Annotated in this window: 19 protein-coding genes and 4 tRNA genes; 11 read left to right on the forward strand and 12 right to left on the reverse strand. The window is 43.8% G+C overall.

The window, feature by feature from the left end:
• Positions 1 to 8 precede the first annotated feature (8 nt).
• The 8 genes from ispE (at position 9) to JMX83_RS09855 (ending at position 6,092) form a co-directional block, all read left to right on the forward strand.
• On the forward strand, positions 9 to 974 hold the full coding sequence (ispE, locus tag JMX83_RS09820; protein ID WP_201601196.1) for a 4-(cytidine 5'-diphospho)-2-C-methyl-D-erythritol kinase: 966 nt from the start codon (positions 9 to 11) through the stop codon (positions 972 to 974).
• A gap of 167 nt (positions 975 to 1,141) precedes the next feature.
• Positions 1,142 to 1,217: transfer RNA gene (locus JMX83_RS09825), tRNA-Gln, on the forward strand.
• Between the two features lie 239 nt (positions 1,218 to 1,456).
• A tRNA-Gln gene (locus JMX83_RS09830) sits at positions 1,457 to 1,532 on the forward strand.
• 110 nt (positions 1,533 to 1,642) lie between these two features.
• Positions 1,643 to 2,590, forward strand: a complete 948-nt coding sequence (locus JMX83_RS09835) for a ribose-phosphate pyrophosphokinase (protein ID WP_057758042.1) — start codon at positions 1,643 to 1,645, stop codon at positions 2,588 to 2,590.
• A 406-nt stretch (positions 2,591 to 2,996) separates the two neighbouring features.
• Positions 2,997 to 3,686 (forward strand): 50S ribosomal protein L25/general stress protein Ctc, encoded by a 690-nt coding sequence (locus tag JMX83_RS09840; RefSeq protein ID WP_201601199.1) that lies wholly within the window; start codon positions 2,997 to 2,999, stop codon positions 3,684 to 3,686.
• Positions 3,687 to 3,863: 177 nt separating this feature from the next.
• Positions 3,864 to 4,442: an aminoacyl-tRNA hydrolase gene (gene pth / locus JMX83_RS09845; protein WP_201601202.1), complete on the forward strand. Its 579-nt coding sequence runs from the start codon at positions 3,864 to 3,866 to the stop codon at positions 4,440 to 4,442.
• Between the two features lie 103 nt (positions 4,443 to 4,545).
• Positions 4,546 to 4,926: an aspartate 1-decarboxylase gene (gene panD / locus JMX83_RS09850; RefSeq protein WP_010196068.1), complete on the forward strand. Its 381-nt coding sequence runs from the start codon at positions 4,546 to 4,548 to the stop codon at positions 4,924 to 4,926.
• Positions 4,927 to 5,114: 188 nt separating this feature from the next.
• On the forward strand, positions 5,115 to 6,092 hold the full coding sequence (locus tag JMX83_RS09855; RefSeq protein WP_201601205.1) for a calcium/sodium antiporter: 978 nt from the start codon (positions 5,115 to 5,117) through the stop codon (positions 6,090 to 6,092).
• Between the two features lie 46 nt (positions 6,093 to 6,138).
• Here JMX83_RS09855 and JMX83_RS09860 read toward each other — a convergent pair whose 3' ends face one another.
• The 3 genes from JMX83_RS09860 to JMX83_RS09870 all read right to left on the reverse strand — a co-directional run bounded on the left by JMX83_RS09860 (position 6,139) and on the right by JMX83_RS09870 (position 7,404).
• Complete coding sequence (locus JMX83_RS09860; protein ID WP_201601207.1) at positions 6,139 to 6,801, reverse strand: RDD family protein; 663 nt, start codon at positions 6,799 to 6,801, stop codon at positions 6,139 to 6,141.
• A 253-nt stretch (positions 6,802 to 7,054) separates the two neighbouring features.
• Positions 7,055 to 7,131, reverse strand: a tRNA-Arg gene (locus JMX83_RS09865).
• Between the two features lie 183 nt (positions 7,132 to 7,314).
• Positions 7,315 to 7,404: transfer RNA gene (locus JMX83_RS09870), tRNA-Ser, on the reverse strand.
• 350 nt (positions 7,405 to 7,754) lie between these two features.
• On the opposite strand from JMX83_RS09870, the gene JMX83_RS09875 reads away from it, so the two are divergent.
• A complete protein-coding gene (locus JMX83_RS09875; RefSeq protein ID WP_201601210.1) occupies positions 7,755 to 8,549 on the forward strand; it encodes a hydroxymethylpyrimidine/phosphomethylpyrimidine kinase in 795 nt (264 codons plus the stop codon).
• 139 nt (positions 8,550 to 8,688) lie between these two features.
• Here the strand turns inward: JMX83_RS09875 and JMX83_RS09880 are convergent, their stop codons facing one another.
• Positions 8,689 to 9,258, reverse strand: coding sequence for a YggT family protein (locus JMX83_RS09880; RefSeq protein ID WP_075105771.1), 570 nt, complete (start codon positions 9,256 to 9,258; stop codon positions 8,689 to 8,691).
• Positions 9,259 to 9,420: 162 nt separating this feature from the next.
• Positions 9,421 to 10,254, reverse strand: coding sequence for a pyrroline-5-carboxylate reductase (gene proC, locus JMX83_RS09885; protein ID WP_201601213.1), 834 nt, complete (start codon positions 10,252 to 10,254; stop codon positions 9,421 to 9,423).
• Between the two features lie 219 nt (positions 10,255 to 10,473).
• Here proC and JMX83_RS09890 point away from each other — a divergent pair, with 219 nt between their 5' ends.
• The gene (locus JMX83_RS09890; RefSeq protein ID WP_201601216.1) at positions 10,474 to 10,983 is read left to right on the forward strand and encodes a GNAT family N-acetyltransferase; all 510 of its coding nucleotides are present in this window, start codon (positions 10,474 to 10,476) and stop codon (positions 10,981 to 10,983) included.
• A gap of 15 nt (positions 10,984 to 10,998) precedes the next feature.
• Here the strand turns inward: JMX83_RS09890 and tilS are convergent, their stop codons facing one another.
• The 3 genes from tilS to ppx all read right to left on the reverse strand — a co-directional run bounded on the left by tilS (position 10,999) and on the right by ppx (position 15,221).
• Complete coding sequence (tilS, locus tag JMX83_RS09895) at positions 10,999 to 12,555, reverse strand: tRNA lysidine(34) synthetase TilS (RefSeq protein WP_201601219.1); 1,557 nt, start codon at positions 12,553 to 12,555, stop codon at positions 10,999 to 11,001.
• A gap of 134 nt (positions 12,556 to 12,689) precedes the next feature.
• On the reverse strand, positions 12,690 to 13,493 hold the full coding sequence (locus JMX83_RS09900; protein WP_201601222.1) for an acetyl-CoA carboxylase carboxyltransferase subunit alpha: 804 nt from the start codon (positions 13,491 to 13,493) through the stop codon (positions 12,690 to 12,692).
• Between the two features lie 165 nt (positions 13,494 to 13,658).
• Entirely contained in the window at positions 13,659 to 15,221 is a 1,563-nt protein-coding gene (gene ppx, locus JMX83_RS09905; RefSeq protein ID WP_201601225.1) for an exopolyphosphatase, read from the reverse strand.
• 454 nt (positions 15,222 to 15,675) lie between these two features.
• Between ppx and JMX83_RS09910 the strand changes: the two genes are divergently transcribed.
• Positions 15,676 to 16,026 (forward strand): Mpo1-like protein, encoded by a 351-nt coding sequence (locus tag JMX83_RS09910; protein ID WP_406947627.1) that lies wholly within the window; start codon positions 15,676 to 15,678, stop codon positions 16,024 to 16,026.
• A gap of 60 nt (positions 16,027 to 16,086) precedes the next feature.
• Here JMX83_RS09910 and hemL read toward each other — a convergent pair whose 3' ends face one another.
• The 4 genes from hemL to JMX83_RS09930 all read right to left on the reverse strand — a co-directional run bounded on the left by hemL (position 16,087) and on the right by JMX83_RS09930 (position 20,473).
• Positions 16,087 to 17,388 (reverse strand): glutamate-1-semialdehyde 2,1-aminomutase, encoded by a 1,302-nt coding sequence (hemL, locus tag JMX83_RS09915; RefSeq protein ID WP_201601231.1) that lies wholly within the window; start codon positions 17,386 to 17,388, stop codon positions 16,087 to 16,089.
• 174 nt (positions 17,389 to 17,562) lie between these two features.
• Complete coding sequence (gene cydX, locus JMX83_RS09920; RefSeq protein ID WP_201601234.1) at positions 17,563 to 17,718, reverse strand: cytochrome bd-I oxidase subunit CydX; 156 nt, start codon at positions 17,716 to 17,718, stop codon at positions 17,563 to 17,565.
• 27 nt (positions 17,719 to 17,745) lie between these two features.
• The gene (gene cydB, locus JMX83_RS09925) at positions 17,746 to 18,882 is read right to left on the reverse strand and encodes a cytochrome d ubiquinol oxidase subunit II (RefSeq protein WP_265089532.1); all 1,137 of its coding nucleotides are present in this window, start codon (positions 18,880 to 18,882) and stop codon (positions 17,746 to 17,748) included.
• On the reverse strand, positions 18,875 to 20,473 hold the full coding sequence (locus tag JMX83_RS09930; RefSeq protein ID WP_201601240.1) for a cytochrome ubiquinol oxidase subunit I: 1,599 nt from the start codon (positions 20,471 to 20,473) through the stop codon (positions 18,875 to 18,877). The genes cydB and JMX83_RS09930 overlap by 8 nt, the downstream gene beginning before the upstream one ends.
• Between the last annotated feature and the right edge of the window lie 379 nt (positions 20,474 to 20,852).

A 20,852-nucleotide genomic window follows, 5' to 3' on the forward strand; every position in this document is an offset into this window, starting at 1 on the left:
GAAAAAACATGATTAAAAATATAGCCGAAGCATCTGACTCTACTATCACGCGTTTGTCCCCTGCAAAAATTAATTTATTTTTGCATATCACTGGTAAACGTGCTGACGGCTATCATAATTTGCAAACGGTATTTCGCTTGCTCGATTGGGGCGATTATCTGCACTTTTTGGTAACTGATGATGCTGTGATACAAATGGCTGATAGTAAACCAGATGCCAACACCCTCTGTCATCAGCTATTGGTATTAGCTGGTGCAGAGGCGATCACGGCCGATATAGAAGACAACTTAATCTTCAAAGCCGCGCGCGCATTGCTAGCGTTTGCCATACAGTCAGAGACTCTACCTAGGCAATTGGCACAAGTCACTGTCAAGTTAGACAAACGTTTGCCAATGGGTGCAGGACTGGGCGGTGGTTCGTCCAATGCCGCAACGACTATGCTGGTGCTCAATGAGCTTTGGCAGCTTAACTTTACTCGCGATGCGCTTATAAAAATTGGTGCAAAGGTAGGCGCAGACGTGCCAATATTTATCTTTGGTCAAGATGCCATTGCAACGGGAATTGGTGAAGAACTAACTGCCATCAATTTACCTGACCAGCAGTATTTAGTCTTAACGCCTGAGGCGCATGTCAATACTGCCAAACTATTCGCCCACCCCAAACTACAGCGAGATATCGCTCTTCTATCGATTGATACGATTAAAAATCAATCTAATGATTATGTTCAAAATTTGAATACGCCTTATTACAATGTCTTTACTCCAGTAGTGACGAGCCTCGCTCCTGCTGTTGCAGAGGCTTTGAATTATTTGCAAGGGTTGGAGACGCAGGCAATGAGTACCGCACGCATGACTGGCTCAGGTAGTGCAGTATTTTTACCCTTAGATGCGAGTATTGCCTCTGATAAAGCGCTGTTGGCAAAGTGGATTGAAAGTGCGCCTTGTTCGGGGTATGTTGTTAGAAACTTAAAATAGAACATATAGCCTTTAGATTTCTTATCATCTGAATAAGGACAAAGGTAGGATTGCCTATTTTAATTTGCTAAAATAGCGCCAGCAACAACCTATGATGAATAAATACCAGAAAAACCCGCAAATGACTTGCAAAATCTGAAAATTTACTTATAATAGGTCGCCACAATAGGGGTATAGCCAAGTTGGTAAGGCATCAGGTTTTGATCCTGACATCCGTTGGTTCGAGTCCAGCTACCCCTGCCATTTTTTAGTACGAAGCGTTAGACATACATTGAGTATAAGCGGTTTATAAATAACCTCTTATGCTATTGTCATTGACAACGTTATCCCAGTTTCGGTATAGTTCGCAATGAACACCGCTAGGGAAAAGTTATGTTTTAGACGGCTTAATCGTTTATAAGATAACTGAAAGGTTGTGACACCATTCTAAGAATGACTATTAGTCGCTATTAGCTTTCGGTTGTTCATAGCCTAGACATTACAGGGGTATAGCCAAGTTGGTAAGGCATCAGGTTTTGATCCTGACATCCGTTGGTTCGAGTCCAGCTACCCCTGCCATTTTTTACTGTAATAGTAGTCTTCAATCTTTTTCACCACTCTTTTCTTAATTTGAGCAGTTTGTCACTGCTTAGCGGTCGCTGCTTGAGTCAATCAATAGGACTTCTGTCATGCCTTATTTGGCGATTTTTACGGGCAATGCCCACCCAGAATTAGCAAAAACCGTAGCCGATCATCTTCATATACCTCTTGGTAAAGCTGACATCACGCGTTTTTCTGATGGCGAAATTGCCGTGGAAATCAAAGAACACGTACGTGGTAAAGATGTGTTTATCATGCAGCCTACTTGTGCACCGACCAATGACAACTTGATGGAAATCATGATGATGGCTGACGCTTTGCGTCGCTCTAGTGCTGGTCGTATCACAGCTGTTATGCCGTATTTTGGTTATGCGCGTCAGGATCGTCGCCCGCGTTCAGCTCGTGTACCTATCTCGGCTAAAGTCGTCGCTGATATGCTTAACATCGTTAGTATCGATCGCGTGATGACGGTTGATTTGCACTCAGATCAGATTCAGGGTTTCTTTGATATCCCTGTAGATAACATCTACGGCACGCCAGTACTCCTAAACGACCTACAAAAACAAGATTATGACAATATCATGGTGGTTTCACCTGATGTTGGCGGTGTAGTTCGTGCCCGTGCAATGGCCAAGCAATTAGGCGATACTGACATGGCAATTATTGACAAGCGCCGTGCTCGTGCCAATGAGTCACAAGTCATGCACATCATCGGTGATGTTCGTGACCGTGATTGCGTTATCGTTGATGATATGGTCGATACGGCAGGTACCTTGTGTAAAGCTGCCGAAGCATTGAAAGAAAATGGTGCACGCCGCGTCTTAGCCTACATTACTCACCCTGTCCTATCGGGTAATGCACTCAAAAACATCAGCGAATCTGCGCTAGACGAAGTCGTTGTGACCGATACGATTCCATTATCTGCTGAAGCAAAAGCGTGTAGCAAAATCCGTCAGGTCAGTATCGCGCCAATGCTTGCTGAAAGCTTACGCCGTATTAATAATGAAGAATCTATTAGTGCGATGTTTGATGCCTAATGCTAGACAGTCATTGCTATAAATTTTAATAGCATTGTGGTGACAATAAAAATTTAGTAATAAGAAAAATAGCGCCAAGTATCAGTACTTGGCGCTATTTTTATGTAGGTACTTTGCGTAGGTCTTTATTATTACTACAAAATCCCGTATAATGCGCGCCTGTGCTGACCTTTTATTTTATTCAATCAGGTTGGCATTATCAAAAGTGCTGATCATGCTGAACAATAATGGCTATTGTGGTAATTATTACTATAAAAATCATTGTTATAAGCAAATGGCTAACATCGATAGTTGTGTCATTTATACGCAACGATAGATATTAGCTCTCATCACGTATTAGTGGATTGGTCGCAAATCCACTTTTTTATGACCAGACACTTCATCATTCTTTTTATAGGATTTATCCATGAGCAATAATCATTTTGAACTAAACGCTACTGATCGTTCTGCTGAAATCCAAGGTAAAGGTGCGAGCCGCCGCCTACGTAAGCAGAACCTAGTTCCTGCTATCATCTATGGTGGTAACGAAGAGCCAACAGCGATCTCTATCAAAATCAACGAGCTAGTAAAAGCACTTGAGTTTGAAGCATTTTTCTCACATATCTTGACCATCAATGTTGACGGTACCGAGCATCAAGCCGTTATCAAAGACTTGCAGCGTCATCCTGCTAAAGGCTTCCCAATGCATGCTGACTTCCAGCGCGTTGTAAAAGGTCAAAAAATCCACATGAACGTTCCTGTGCATTTTGTTGGTCGTGAAGAAGCGCCAGGTACTGCTGCTGCTGGTGTACTATCTACCCTAGTATCTGATATCGAAGTTATCTGCTTACCATCACAGTTACCTGAATATCTAGAAGTAGATGTATCTGGTATGGAAATCGGTGATTTGTTCCGTCTATCAGACATCAAACTTCCTGAAGGCGTTGTGATTCATGAGCTTGAGCTAGAAGACGGCCATGACCGTACTATCGTTAACATGCAGCCACCAACGGTTGAAGAAGTTGACGAAGATGCTGACGACGTTGATGCTGATGAAGTACCAGCAACTGAGCAAAACGACGACGCTGATGCTGAAGAAAGCAAAGACGACGAGTAATATACTATGTCTAGGTAGCACTTTATTTTGTGCTCCCTAGTAACAGACTCGTTTAGTTAAGAAGACAGCAGGTGATTTGAAATCTCCTGCTGTTTTTGTAAGTAAGGTTTGAGAATATACTGTCTATCAATATTTCAAACCTTATCCTTATTTATCAAATTTAAGCAGGGTGTTTTTATGGCCATAAAGCTTATTGTCGGTCTTGGTAATCCTGGTCAGCAGTATATGTTTACGCGTCATAATGCCGGATTTTGGTTCGTCCATCATTTAGCGCAACAGTTTAACATTACGCTCTCCCCTGACAAAAAATTTCATGGGGTGACAGGACGTGGGCACATTCATGGCTCTGATGTGCGTTTACTTATGCCTCTGACGTTTATGAATAAATCTGGTCAGTCAGTCGTGCCTATGGTAAATTTTTATGGCATCAAAAACGACGAATTATTGATTGCTCATGATGAGCTCGATATTCCAGCTGGTAGCATTAAGCTCAAAACCGACGGCGGTCACGGTGGTCACAATGGCCTGCGTGATATTACGCCGCATATCGGTAATGACTTTCATCGTCTGCGTGTGGGTATCGGCCATCCTGGTCACAAATCTAAAGTCAGTGGTCATGTCCTCTCAAAAGCGTCTCCCGATGAGCAAATCGCCATTGATAGCGCATTGACGGCGGCTTTTGACGCGCTACCACTATTGCTAGATGGTGATATCGAAAAAGCACGTTCACAAATCAATGGCTTTAAATTACCTTAATAAAATATTGCCTCTATGGTAATAGCCTTTTATTTTGGCAGGTTTGTCCCCATTAACCTTTTGATTTAGTTATTTAATATCAGTTACGCTAAGGAAGCAACCTATGCTACTTAATATGCTTAAATGCAAATTACACCGTGCTCGCGTTACCCATGCTGAGCTTCACTATGAAGGCTCATGCGGTATCGATGGTGATCTACTAGACCTAGCTGGTCTACGTGAAAACGAATCTATCGATATCTATAATGTGACCAATGGCAAGCGCTTTCGCACCTATGCTATCCGTGCTGAGGCGGGCTCTGGTATTATCTCATTAAATGGTGCTGCGGCTCATATGGCAGATTTGGGTGATATCGTCATTATTTGTGCTTACGCGCATTTTGATGAAGTTGAAGCATCGACGTATCAGCCAAAATTGGTCTATTGCAACGAAGACAACACAGTTAAAGACACAGCAAATATCATTCCTGTACAAGTTGCTTAATATGACAGGATGGTGAGGTTTTGGTAAATTTAAGATAAACACAAAGTTACATCTTTGAATTAACTGCTATTATTACTAAAAATCTCGATGCTAAAGGGAAAGCTGAATCTAAATCAAGATTCGGCTTTTTTTATGCGATTTTTCTCTATTAAACTCATATTTTTCATCATATACAAGGAAACATACCGATGTGGTTGGCAGTGATTGCAATACTGATTGGGTTAGCAATTTTGGTTTGGAGTGCCGATGTCTTTATTGATGGGGCGACAGCACTGGCAAAAAAGTTTAGTGTACCGAGTTTCTTAATCGGTGTTTTGATATTAGGTATCGGCACGTCAGCGCCTGAAATGGTGGTGTCAGTATTAGCAGCGCTAGAAGGTAGCCCTGAGCTGGCTTTGGGCAATGCTTATGGCTCTAATATTATTAATATTGCTTTGGTACTCGGCGCAACCGTACTGATTAGTCCTATTATCATCCGTAAGGGCATCGTAAAGCGTGACCTGCCGCTACTACTGCTAATCACCGCCATCGCCGCATGGCAGCTACGTGATGGCATATTGAGCCAAGCGGATGGCCTCGTATTATTGGTATTATTGTTTGCCGTATTGGGGCTACAAATCGTGCTAAGCATCCGTGAAGGCTATCATGAGCACGAAGATGATATTGCTGATGGTGCGGATTCAGATGAGACAGAGCTAAGCATTGCGCGTGGACTTGGTAGCTTATTACTTGGCATGCTGATGCTAGTAATCAGCTCGCGAGCGATCGTCTGGGGAGCCGTTGAGTTAGCAACGCTATGGGGTCTCAGCGAGCTCATTATTGGCTTGACGATTGTGGCGGTTGGTACATCACTGCCTGAGCTGGTATCGAGCTTGTCAGCAGCACGTAAAGGCGAACACGATATGGCACTAGGTAATATCATTGGTTCGAATGTTTTTAATACGTTAGCGGTCGTAGGCCTAGCAACGGTCATTGCCCCTATTTCTGCTGATCCGGTGATTTTATCGCGCGATGTGATGGCAATGGGGCTACTGACGATATTACTCGTGGCTCTATGTGTGTTTGCCTTTACCACAAAGCGCCAGTTCGGTCGTACGTCGGGCGCTACGTTGGTACTTTTCTTTGTCGGTTATACTGCATGGCTGATTCAAAGCGTTAGTATATAATTTTTCACTTCTGTATGTTTTGAGCCTTGCTGGCTATTTTATAATCCTAAGACTTTTTCTTACGATTTTTAAAGCCACGCCATAACCCTTCATGTGCTACTTTTGGCATTTTTAGGGTAATGGTGTTGGATAGCATATCCTGTACTGCAAGACCGCGAGGGTTAAACAGACAAAAAACATAGTTGAATACCAATCCAAGAAACGCGCTGGCTAATAGGGCGGCGCGTGACCCATCAATAAGACTACCGATAATGCCAAAGAGTAACGGCATCAGACAAGCAGCCAAGATACGCTTAAACGCCTGTCCCCACGTGAGCCATTGCCCAGCATCATTGATGGTTTTCAATCGCCACGTTTGCATCCCCAATGTCTGACCACCACGGCGCCAAAATATCCCATAAAATGCCACCAGTGTCAGAACAAACGACGGTGTCATAATGGCATTTTGATACCAAACTGGTAGTGACTGAGCCTGTGAAGACTCGGTACCCGTCTCCATCGTTAGCAGCGTGCCAACTACGGTCAATATCGTACCCACCAAAAACAGTAAAGCCAGAATCAACATGCCATCATAAAGGATAGCCACGACACGAACCATGGGCTTGGCTATCGTGGGCTCTTCATTAGGATCTTGCTGTGCAAAAGCGCTGGGTTGCGGCTTTGATTTGCTAGTAGACTTTGACGGGCGTTTAGAGGAACTTTTTGACATGGTACGAGCTCATAGCAAGCAGTGAATAGTAACGCTATTGTACCGTAAATGACTGGTCTATCGTACATTATCCTAAATGACTGTCTAATCATCCTAATCACATAGGGTGGCTATGATGTGGCCAATATAAAATCACGAAACCAAAAACCTTGAAGTCACTAAGCAAAAGACAATGCTAAAACACAAAAACTGCAGACATAAAAAAATCGCCAATTGTCATAAGACAGGCGATTGATTTAGTTGATTATGCAAATGGTGCGCTTGGAGAGATTCGAACTCCCGACCCCTTAGTTCGTAGCCAAGTGCTCTATCCAACTGAGCTACAAGCGCGTACTTTGCAAATCATTTACCGAGTTGTTAAAAACAATTTCAGTAAATTAGGTTGGCTATTATATAGATAATATCGCTTGTGTCAACATCTTTTTTAATTAAAAACAAAATATTTTTTGATTTAATTATTAAGAATGTTTAACGCAATATACTGCGTTACTACTCTAATAATAACTGAATAAATGGCGGTGAAGGAGGGATTCGAACCCTCGATACGCTTACACGTATGGTTCCTTAGCAGGGAACTGGTTTCAGCCACTCACCCACTTCACCTAACGATTTAAGACATCTATAAAAAATCTATAAACATAGTATTGATGCTAACAATACGTCTTATGCCGTGGGCGAGTATTATAGCAAAGCCAAAACGAATTGCAAGCCTTGTCTACCGATTTAATCCAGCTTTTCTTATAATTATCGATATAAATGCTTTTCTCGCCTTTTAATACTTAAAATTACGCCATGTTGCAGAAAAATGCCACTGCTGAATTGATGACTCAGAACAGTCTCATGTGTTTTGATATTTTATACTTAATCTACAGGTACTAGACTGAGATAGATTTTTTGGCAGTAGGTGGCTATAGTATTTATCATTTATTATAAAATACCTCAAAGGAGTGATTATGCGACCTGTCGTACTGTGTTTTTCAGGATTGGATCCTTCAGGCGGCGCTGGATTACAAGCGGATATCGAAGCCATCGGTCAATCTGGTGCGCATGCTGCGATCGCGTGTACAGCAGTCACGATCCAAAGCTCACAGCAAGTATTCGGTTTTGAAGCATGTGCGGCAGCGCTAGTGAAAGCTCAAGCCACTGCCGTACTGGATGACTTACCTGTCAAAGCCATTAAATCCGGTATGCTCGGTACCACGGACAATATTACAATGCTGACCCAGTTGTTTGCTGAGCAAATAATAAGCACTGATACCCCTTTTGTATTAGACCCTGTATTGGTCGCCAATAGCGGTGGCAGCTTGGGCGATGAGAAGACGCTGGTGAGCGCGTTTAGGCAGCTGCTACCCTATGCCACCTTGATCACACCCAATACGCATGAATTGCGCGCGCTCAGCGGTGAGCAGGATTTGCACAGTGGTGCGAAAAAACTATGCGCGCAAGGGGCTCATGCGGTGTTGGTAAAAACCTCTCATGATTTTGATAGCGGTGATATCGAGCAGTATTTATATATAGAAGGAGAGATGGTACACAAGAGTACCTTACCGCGCCTAGAGGGTGAATTTCACGGCTCAGGATGTTCGCTTGCCAGCTTTATCGCTGGGCGTCTGGCGATGGGAGATGATTTGATTGATGCGGTAAAATCTGCAGATAGTTGGATTACCCAAACCTTGCGCGCGGCTGATGACCCGCACCCTGAAGATGCTCAAGCGCAATTGATACCCAATCGCTTTATCCACTCTTAATGTCTTTATAAAGTGACAACATGAAGTATTAACGTTCATCAATAGCAGACATAAAAAAGGCGCTCTATATTTTATAGTGCGCCTTTTTAGTCAAAGATCTGAAAATATGCATGGTTTATTCACTGTTGCAAAATATCGCTTAACCCAACATAGGCATAAAGTTTGCCGCCAACCCACCGATGAATATCTCAAGTAAATAAAACACAAAGAATGCAACCATCGGTGACAAATCAAGCATGCCTAAGTTTGGCGTAATACGACGAAACGGCTCTAGTATCGGCTCCGCTAAGCTCATAATAATACCAATAATAGGATGCTGGGATTGGGTAAATACCACGATCCAGCTGACGATAATAGACCCAATCACCAAGTAGCGACACATGCGTAAAAAGTCTAATACCAAGCTGATCGTACCCGTAAAAAATAGCGGCACAGGGGCAATCCCTTGATGCGTCAATGCCGCTTTTCCAGAGATATCGATCAGACGAATCAAAAACATCAAAACGATAGCCGCAATGCTAATACGTCCCTGTCCGACCGTTGGGAAGATACGCCCAAACACATCGACGATATGGGTCGCTTTATAGGCAGGTGCAATCATCGGGTTGCGCGCATCCATCCCTGCAAATTGCAGCATAAAACGAATAAACACCAGCATCATAGCGAATGTGGTGACCAGATCAAAAACTTGAAATAACATGTTGTTCATGAAGGGCTACTCAATGGGACATTGTTGACAGATTTTAGGATGACAACTGTCATTATCAGATGCTAATCATCATGCAATGTAGGTCAGCTATTTAGCCTGACCTACTTTTTGGGTCGTTACTTATTAATTACTAATTGCTAATTGCTAATTGCTAATCAATAACTACTTACTCATCTCTTCACTAAGCGCTTGGCTACGATCATAGCACGCTTGCATGGCTTCACCGATTTGGCGACCAATCTCATTGGCTTGCATGGATTCAACGGCTGCTTGGGTAGTACCGTTTGGAGACGTCACTTTGCGGCGCAATTCAGCAGGCGTATCTTCACTATTCATCGCCATTTTTGCCGCACCTATCATGGTTTGTAGTGCCAGTGCCGATGCCTGCTCGGTATCTAGTCCTAGCGCAATGCCTTTATCGACCATCGATTCGATGAAGTAAAACATGTACGCTGGCGCTGAGCCTGACACGGCAGTAACAGCATGCATATGTTCTTCGTCATCGACCCACATGACCAATCCTGACGCTTCCATCACCGCAGTTGCCAACGTTTTTTGTTCGGCTGAGATATTATCTGTACCGTAGAGGCCAGTTGCACCCATCTGAATCATCGAAGGCGTGTTTGGCATAGCACGCACGATATTACTATAGCCGCCCAACATGCTAGACAATAGGTCAGTTGACAGACCTGCGGCAACCGAGATGACCAACTGATTGTCCAATGCATCAGCAAAAGCACCAACCACCACTTTCATCATTTGTGGTTTTACTGCCAATACCACGATATCAGCACCGACCACAGCAGATTTGGCATCCGCCATTGGATCAACAGTGTTTAGCCCTTTAGCCGCTAGTTGCTCACGAATATCGCTGCTAGGATCGGCGACCGTGATGAGGTTTGGTTCGATGCCGCAGCCCACAAGCCCGCTAATAAGCGCTTGCGCCATGTTTCCGCCACCAATAAAACTGATTTTCTTATTATCTAATACCGACATACTTGTCTCCTAGTCACAAAATTTAAAAGTATTCAACGTAACATACTGATATATAAAACGACACTCAGTTTATCATACTGCTCCTAGTATCGTTTGATAAATTCCTGCCGTCTACAACGGTAGTAAACCTAGTTGAAACACGTAACTGACATCGACTATGACATGGTTTAGCTGTTAGATTGAGAAATAGTTTTTATAAAATATTTTGAGGTGTCAAATATGTTTTTTATTCGTAAGGCCGTTCAAAAAGACTTCTCAGATATTGCAAAAGTACATGTCTACAGTTGGCATGATACTTACCTAGACCTTTTGCCGATGCCTTATATCAATGAGATGAATAATCTAGCTAAAAAAACAGCCATGTGGGAGCAGGTATTGCGTCAACCCGAAGTAGACGCTTGGGTAGCACAGGATGGTGACATTATCGTGGGTTTCATCGGTTACCATGCTCAAGATGAGCGTTATGAAATCACTACTTTGTATATTCTGCCTGATTATCATAATCAAGGTATAGGCAGCGCGCTTATAGACACATCGTTGCAAGAGATAACAACTGCCAACGCCGCGGCTCGCTTTCATCTATGGGTTTTGGATACCAATACCAACGCCATTAATTTTTATAAAAAACACGGCTTTAAGCAGAATGCAGAGCGTCACGAGGAGATGTATGAAAACACCAAAATAATAGATATTAAAATGATAAAAAATACCGATCCTCTAACTACCTAAATAGTTTCGACTCATTTACTCAGTTTGTCTCAGCACATTAACAAAAACATCATCGATATCACTACCTAGATTTTTGATATTGATCGAAAAGTCATTTTTCAATATCCACCTATCAAAAGGTGATAATAATAGGATGGGTATCTCATTTTCAGCGTGTTCTTTATCTGTGAATACGACGCTGACCACAACCAAGCTTTCTCGCAGCCATAATGGAATACCTAGCGTTTGATACAGCTTTTTACCCGCCTGTGGGCGTGTCGCCAGTGCCGTCTGTACACGCTGTTTGCGAGCTAATGGCTTTATCTTTAATACTGCATTGAATGTGCCTATATGACTTTCTAGCAGTTGTACCAGCCTTTCTGGCTTAACTTGCAGCTGCCAGATATGGCCTTCACTACGACGAACAGTCAGTAATACAAAATCACCGTCTGCTGAGTCACTTGTTGTCAAATCCAAACGCGATAATGGCTGCTTCTGTTCTATCATTGGTCTATCTAACCAAGACAACCATTCATTGCTTAGCCGGTAGAGCTGCTGACGATAGCGGCGAACGGTATAGGAATGCGTGCGACCTTGCCAAAACAGCTCAGTTTGATGGTCATGATCGCTGCGCTGAGTAAGGTTCCAGACGTCATCGACGAGCTGCTTAGCAGGTGGTAATGGCTCATCTTGACCCAGCCAATGATGCAGTAGTTGCCGCTGGCGATACAGAGGTAATGCTTGCAATGCATCGATATTGAGCACACGCTGTGCTGCTGGTAGCTGTAGATTTTTATCAGCCGTCTGCTGCATATCTTGCTCAGCTTGAGCATTGACAGTGGCTTGCGCATCGCCTAATAGCTTCGCACTGCGAGCAATATTATCAATGACATTGGAGTTATAAGTCGCCAGTACAGGCATGATATCGCGGCGCAGTCCACTACGTACGTTGTCGCCGCTGTCATTAGTCGGATCATCGATATAAGGTAATGCTAAGCGCTTGGCATAAGTACTAATCGTGGCGCGCCTTACCGCAAGCCAAGGCCGCCATAATACATTTCGTCGCCCATGCTGCGTTTGCGTTCGCCATGGCTGCATGCCTGACAGACCATTAACCCCAGCGCCCTGGATCAAGCGCATTAACACCGTTTCGGCTTGGTCGTCGGCGTGATGTCCTAATAGCAGTACATCGTCTTGATTGATATGTGCACGCATGACGTTATAGCGGGCTTGACGCGCGGCTTGCTCGTCATGACCTGTCACTTGTGCTCTTAGGATGCGACAAGGTATTTGCTGTATCTTAGCCCAATTCGCGACATGCGTTGCCCAATGCTGACTATCGGCTTGCAAACCATGATCGACATGTAGGAGCTGCGGTAAACATGGTAATCGCCCTTGTCGATAAAGCTGCACACACAGCGCCGCGAGTGCCAATGAGTCACGCCCACCACTACAGGCTAGCCACAGGCGACGACCATGCAACTGCTCACTATAGTCCGACATACTGCTCAATATTGCATCTGCCAACGTCTCATCAATCGGCAAATCGTTGACTGGTCTAATAGGATGCGTAAGGATGGCACTGCTGGTCATAATCAGCCTTAGTTTTAGATAGATAAATTCATGAGCAAATTAATAGACATAAAAAAACGCGCCATTGAATGACACGTTTTATTTTAGCATTAAGACTCAGTTTCTAATATGAAAAGCTTAGCACATGCTTTGTATTAAGCAGGCAGCATCACTTCTGAGTTAAACGTCTTTAGTTTTTCGTAGCGGAGCTCACAACGCTCTTGAGCATCCAAATCTTTGATTTCATCAAGCTGCTCAGTGATCAGTGATTTTAAAGCTTCCATAACGGGTTGTGGCTGCACATGTGCGCCCTCACCCTCGTCAATAACAGCATCAATCAAACCCATTTGATATAGATTAATGGCGTTTAACTTCAATGCTTCACTGGCGTCTGGTGCTTTTTCAGCGGTTTTCCATAAGATAGAGGCACAGCCTTCAGGAGAAATGACCGAATAGATACTATTTTGTAGCATGTTGACTTTGTCACCAACACCAATAGCAAGCGCTCCGCCTGAACCGCCTTCACCGATAATAGTGACAATGATAGGCACTTTTAGGCTAGAGAATACCGCGATACTCTCTGCAATTGCTTGCGCTTGACCGCGCTCTTCTGCACCAACACCAGGATAGGCACCTTGAGTATCGACAAAGGTCATCACAGGAACGTTAAAACGCTCGGCCATTTTGACCAAGCGAATCACTTTGCGATAGCCTTCAGGGTTGGCCATACCAAAATTATGCTCGATACGCTCACGAGTACTGCGACCACGATGCTGACCGATGACCATTACAGGTTGATCGTTGAATCGTGCCAGACCGCCCAAAATGGCTTTGTCATCGGCAAAAGCACGATCGCCGTGCAACTCATCAAATTCGGTAAAAAGCTGATTAACATAGTCCATAAATAATGGACGCTTGGCATGTCGTGCAAGCTGCACACTATCCCAGACAGTGCTCATAGACGCTTCCCTTTAATCATTATACTTAATGTATTTATGTTTAAGAATAATATCGTTATCGGTATTCAGATAATGAAAGTACAGTTGTAAACTGAGTAGAGGCTATAGTAGCACATCTTATATGGCATGACATTATCGACAGCACTGCTTTTGTTACGTTAATCTTTAACTCGATACTGACAATGGTAACGGCTCAGCCTCTTGCGTCTCCATCACGCTAAGCTGTACGCCCCATTTGGCAAACTGTTCAATCTCTGTGCGCAAATCAGCAACCAAAAACGCATAATGCTCACTGCTATCAGCAACCGTGATTTGCCAGTCGCTATCACTGATGACCTTTAATTCTAGCTCTGGCAGTTTATAATCACTACGGCTATGATGCGCGAGTACGGCAAGACGCAATAGCAAGCACAGATAGACGAGCTGGTTTCCGCCAATCTGACAAGTCTGCTCAAACATATCGGCTTTGAGCTTACGGCGATGGTTGAGCATCAATTGCGCCATACGCTTTTGATCCACTTGCGAGAACCCTGGAATATCAGAATACTCAAGCAAATACGCGCTGTGCTTATGATAACTGCTATGACTGATTGCAAGGCCAATCTCATGCAAGAACGCGGCACGTCTCAGTAAATCACAGTCATCGCTTGTTAGGGCGAGCGTTTCCTTGACTTGCTCAAACAGATTACGACTGGTTTTTACCACTTGTTTGGCTTGCTTTTTGTCTCCTGAATAACGCTTGATTAGCGCAAGTACACTGCGGTCACGCACATCTTCGCTCGCAAAACGTCCGAGCATGTCATACATCACGCCTTCACGTAATGCGCCATCTGAGTAGGTAATGGTTTCAACGCCTAATACCTTCATCACTGCACGCAACACTGCCACACCTGCCGGAAATACGGCTTTACGGTGGTCTTTGACGCCTTCTAACTCGATATCATCAATATTGCCAATCTTAAGTAGCAATCGCTCTAGTTTTTTGACGCCTTTATAAGTAATTCGTTCTTGCTCATCGGCCCAGCCTTTGGACACAAGGACGTTACGCACCGCTTTGATCGTGCCACTTGAGCCAACCACACTGCTCCAGCCGGTCTTTTGGTAACGACCATTGATTGCCAGTACTTCTTTGCGCGCGCCTGAAATCGCATTGTTAAAAGCCTCTTTGGTAATGAGGCCATCAGCAAAGTACTTCTGTGTAAATGCAACACAGCCCATTTGTAAGCTTTCAGTCAATAGCGGATCAAATTCTTGACCGATGATAAACTCCGTCGAACCACCACCGATATCAATGACCAAGCGCTTGTCGCTACTCTCATTGGTATGCGAGACGCCCAAATAAATCAATCGTGCCTCTTCGCGACCAGCGATAATCTCAATGGGCTTGGGCAAAATCTTATTGGCACGAGAAATAAAATCATTGGCATTTTTGGCTTGGCGCAAGGCGTTGGTCGCAACCACACGAATACGCTCTGGCGGTACAGAATCCAAACGCGCCACAAACCGACTCAAACAATCCAGACCACGCTGTTCGGCTGTCTCGCTCAAAATTTTATGCTCATCCAGTCCAGCAGCGAGCTGTACCTTTTCAGACATAGAGACTACTTTGCGCACTTCCCCGTGATCAAGACGGGCAATGGCTAAGTGAAAACTGTTGGAACCAATATCAATGGCTGCCATCATTTCATCATCGCCGAGTGGCGGGTTCGTAAGATAGTCAGTAGGCATAAGGCAAGTTGTCACCGTGTTAGAGAGAGTGTGTAGTTTAACAAAATCAGGTACGACATAGATATAAAATCATAGGTATAGAAAAAGCAGCCGCCACACAAATCTGGGCCATTTTTCCATTAAAGCATTTATACCAAATACGCGCAAGCGCCGCAAAATCATAGCAAAAGTGTAAAACGAATCTATCAAAGGCTAATGACCAAGCCTACATCTAACGCTTGTGTTAGCCATACCGGTTTGCTACATTGAAAGCTCATAATATTGTGATAAAAAACCGTTATTTACTGTTTTTACATCGGTATAAATCACATCGAAACCCATCAATTATTTACCTAAAAACTGCCGACAATGGATAGTCGATAAACCCACCAGCAAGGAAGCTAAACGCATGAATCAAACAACCGAAAAAAATGCGACCGAAACCGCTAATACCCATAACAGTACCAGAACGGATATGATAAAAACTGAAGCGTCACCCAAACAGGCGTTTTATGATTTTTATTTAGACGAGCATCAAAATATGGCCTGTCGCCGTCTCCATTTCGCAGGTAGCAGCTTTGGCTTGTTAGGATTGGCAAAGTCTATCAAAACTGGCTCGGCAAAGCCTCTCGCAAAAGGCATTGCTGCCGGATACGCTTGTGCTTGGGTCGGACATTTTTTCTTTGAAAAAAACAAACCCGCCTCGTTTAAGTCTCCGCTAAAAAGTTTTGCTAGCGACTTTCGTATGTATAGCGACGTACTGCGTGGCAATTTAAGCCTAAAAGATCGCAGGTATGACAAACGCACAAAAAAACCAGCATCATAATTTACTTATGAATGCTGGTTTATCTTTTAAATGTCTAAGATTTGAGAGATATAGAGTGGGTTAGCCCTTTGCCATCTCTGCAAATATCTCATCAGCAGCACTAATCGATGCATCAATATCTTCATCGCTGTGCTTGATTGACATAAAGCCCGCTTCATACGCAGACGGCGCCAAGTAGATACCGCGATCTAACATACCGTGGAAGAAAGTGTTAAACACCTCCATATCGCAATCTGTCACATCATCAAAGTTACTTGGGGTCTGAGTATCAGCGTCTTTGACAAAGAACATACCAAACATACCGCCCAATTTATTGGTGCGCAGATTGATACCGTGCTTATCCGCCGCCGCTTGGAAACCATCGACCAGATGATCGACTTTGGCAGCTAAGTCTTCGTAAAAGCCCTCTGCTGTTAAGTCTTCAAACATCGCAATACCAGCACGCATCGCAAGTGGGTTACCTGATAACGTACCAGCTTGATAAACGCCACCAAGCGGTGCGATACAAGACATGATTTCTTCTTTACCACCGAAAGCACCAACTGGTAGACCTGCACCGATGATTTTACCAAAACAGGTCAAATCAGGCGTAATGCCGAAGTGTGCCTGCGCGCCGCCAAGACCCACGCGGAAGCCCGTCATCACTTCATCAAAAATCAATACTGCACCATGCTCAGTACACTGTGCACGCAACGTATCATGGAACTCTTGCGCTGGAATGATCATGTTCATGTTGCCGGCGATAGGTTCTAATATCACGCAAGCAATCTCGTCGCCCCATTTTTCAAAGCAGTCTTTGATCGCTTGTGGATCATTATAAGGAATCGTAATGGTGTGCTTCGCAAAATCGGCGGGCACGCCTTTAGACGTTGGTTCACCGATGTCGAGCATGCCTGAGCCTGCCTTTACCAATAGGCTGTCTGAATGACCGTGATAGCAGCCTTCAAACTTGACGATTTTGTCACGCTGAGTATAACCGCGTGCCAAACGAATTGCGCTCATGGTCGCTTCTGTACCAGAGCTGGTCATGCGAATCATCTCAATGCTCGGGACGATGTCACAAATCTTGTCAGCAACCGTCGTTTCAAACGGCGTTGGTGTTCCAAAGCTCAAGCCATCATCGGCCGCTTTTTTTACCGCGTCGATGACTTTTGGATGCGCATGACCCAAAATCATTGGGCCCCAAGAGCCAACATAATCGATATAGGCATTGTCTTCGGTGTCATAAATCTTGCTACCATTGGCGCGGTGCATAAAGATTGGCGTACCACCGACCCCTGCAAAGGCGCGGACGGGTGAATTCACACCGCCTGGGATATGTTTGCGGGCTTGTGCAAAGAGCTGTTCGTTTTTAGTACTCATAATCATGACTCTTTATTATATTGATAAGGAAATATCGATTAAACTGCTGAGTGCACCTATCTTAACAAAAAAAGTGAGCTCATCTGAGCTCACTTTGTATCTAACTGATAAAACCGATTATAAAAAATAGTTACTGTCTATGAGGGCAGCTTGGCAAAATAGTTGATAACTATTTTACTCAGATAAATTCTTAGACTTTGGTGTCTCTGGCTGCTTTTCTTTAGGAGAAAACGCCTTTAAACGACCTTGCTCATGCTCTAACCAAATTGCATTAACAACGGCCAATAACACCGCGAATCCCAACCCTAATATCCAGGCAAAATACCACATATTGTTCTCCCCAAGTTAGTAAACCCTTTAATAAAGTGTGTGATCATTTTCGCGAATATAAGCGGCCGTGACTTTGCCTCGCATAACACTATATGCCCAACTGGTATAGACCAAAATGATTGGTACAAAAATAACCACCGCATAGAGCATAATCATCAGCGTTAAATGACTAGAAACACTATCCCAGATAGTCAAGCTTGAATTTGGAAAAGTAGACGATGGCATAATGAATGGAAATAACGCGATACCTGCTGTCATGATCACACCCAGTACAGCAATACTTGAGCTGACAAATGCAGTCAGCGTTTTGCCTATTTTTAACAACATAGCAGTCACTAATGCCATCAATACACCCAGTGCAGGAAAGACCCAAGCAACTGGGTAGGTCGCAAAGTTAGTCATCCAACCACCAGGCTGTGAAACAACTTCTTTACCAAGCACATTAGGTAGGCTGGCTGGGTCAATCGTTGAGGCAAGAACATAACCATCAAGCGCTTGTACCCAAAAACCTGCTCCCACAAACAATATCACCATCATTATGGCTGACAGTATGGTGTAACGAATAGCACGTATCTGAATAACCCCTTCAGTACGATGGGCTAAATATGTACCACCCTGCATGATTAACATGGTGGCACTCACCAAACCACAAAGGATCGCAAACGGACTCAATAACTGCCAAAAATTGCCCGTATAGGTCGATAAAAGATTGCTATCAAAGCTAAATGGCACTCCCAAGAAAAGATTACCAAAGGCAACACCAAAGACCACAGCGGGTACAAACGACCCAAAAAATAGTCCCCAGTCCCAAGCATTACGCCATCGTTTATCTTTAATCATACTGCGATATTTAAAGCCAACTGGCCGAAAAAACAATGCCCATAAAACAGCTATCAGCGCCCAATAAAAGCCGCTAAATGCCGTTGCATATACCATCGGCCATGCAGCAAATAAGGCACCACCTGCGGTAATAAACCAGACTTGGTTACCTTCCCAATGTGGTCCAATCGTATTGATAATCAGGCGGCGTTCTTCATCATTTTTACCAATGAATGGTAGCAGGGTACAAACCCCCATATCATGACCATCCATGATGGCAAAACCAATCAATAGCACACCAACGATAAGCCACCACATTATTTTTAATGTTTCATAATCAAACAACATGAATCACCTCCTGATCCCCAGCGGTTGGCGTCACGTTGCGAGGTGTCTCGCCATCATAACGTCCTGTACCCAAACTGGCTGGCCCTAGCTTCACATACTTAATCATCAGGTACATCTCGATAATCAGTAAAACGGTATAAAAACCAACAAATCCAGCAAGCGACCAGTAAACATTCGCCACACCGATATTCGATGTCGACACATAAGTTGGCAATACACCATAAATGGTCCAAGGCTGACGACCATACTCAGCAACAAACCAACCCAGCTCAGCCGCTATCCAAGGGGCTGGTAACATGACAATGGCCCATTTCAGTAACCATGTTTTTTGGGCAAAAGTTCCTTTGAAAGTAAACCATAGGCTAACTGAGAACAACGCCAACATGAGGAACCCAAGCCCTACCATGATGCGAAAAGACCAAAACATCGGTGCAACCTTAGGAATGGTGTCTTCAGTAGCCTTTTGAATCATCTCAGGCGTGGCTTGTGAGACGTCAGCTGTATATCTTTTAAGCAAAAGTCCAAAGCCTAAATCGTCTTTGACCTTATCAAACTCTGCCCTTAGTGCCATATCTTCTGGCGTTTCACGCAGTTGTGCTAGCAACCCTACCGCAGTGATACCGTTGGTAATGCGTTCACGGTTCAACGCTTTAATGTCATGAATACCTGGGATTTCGGTATCTAAAGAGCGTGTGCCGATGATGCCCATCGCATAAGGAATCTGCACTTCCCAGTTATTCTTCTGCTCTTCTTCATTGATACTAGCAATCAAGTTGAATGGGGCTGGGGCTGACTCTGTATGCCACATCGCCTCCATCGTCGCCAACTTGGTCTGTTGAGCTTTACCAACGGAATAGCCTGACTCATCGCCTAAAACAATCACACTACAGATAGATGCCAAACCAAACGCTGCTGCCACCTGAAAACTACGCTTGGCAAATTCAACATCACGTCTACGCAGCAGGTATAGAGCGGAAATAGACAACACAAACAATGAGCCCACCACATAGCCTGCTGATACTGTATGCACAAATTTATTTTGTGCATCTGGGTTAAAGATAATGGCTGAAAAATCAACCATCTCCATACGCATGGTCTGGTAGTTAAACTCTGCACCAACAGGACTTTGCATCCAACCGTTGGCAACCAAAATCCATAATGCTGAAAGGTTTGTCCCAACGGCCATCAATACAGTGACAACTAAATGTTGAAAACGAGAAAGCCTGTCCCAGCCAAAGAAAAATAAACCCACCATAGTGGATTCAAGAAAAAATGCCATCAAACCTTCAATAGCAAGCGGCGCACCAAAAATATCACCTACATACTGTGAATAATAAGACCAGTTGGTGCCAAATTGAAACTCCATCGTGATGCCTGTGGTGACACCAAGTGCAAAGTTAATACCAAATAATTTGCCCCAATAACGCGTCATGTCCTTCCACACTTGTAGTCCTGTAGTGACATAGACTGCCTCCATAATCACCAACAGCCAAACCATGCCCAATGTGAGTGGAATAAACAAGAAATGGTAAAGCGCTGTCACCGCAAACTGTAAGCGGGACATGTCTACTAGTTGTTCAGTAATCATACCAAACCCCCTAAAAATAAGGACTTACGGCTACAATTGAATATCAATACAGATAACCTATATGCTCAAATAGCATAGATATTTCTCTGCTTAATCAATGGTGCTATTAGCCCTGCGTTACCCATGAGATCGAGCTTTTCCGATTACTGATATGCATCGATGTTTGTCATCACTGCTAATAAAAACTACAAACATTTGGTTAGATATAGAGCAATATCAATACCAAAAAAGCCAACAAAAAGCGAAGTAGCAGCCCCTCCACTAGCCCTAGTGGAGGGGCAATAATATCTAAATAAAAAAGATATATTATTTACAAAAATAATTTATTAAATCGAATAATCTTTAGTGAAAATCGAATTAAGTATTAATACACAAAAAA

It is taken from the genome of Psychrobacter piscatorii (assembly GCF_904846415.1).
In the GTDB taxonomy this organism is placed as follows: domain Bacteria; phylum Pseudomonadota; class Gammaproteobacteria; order Pseudomonadales; family Moraxellaceae; genus Psychrobacter; species Psychrobacter piscatorii.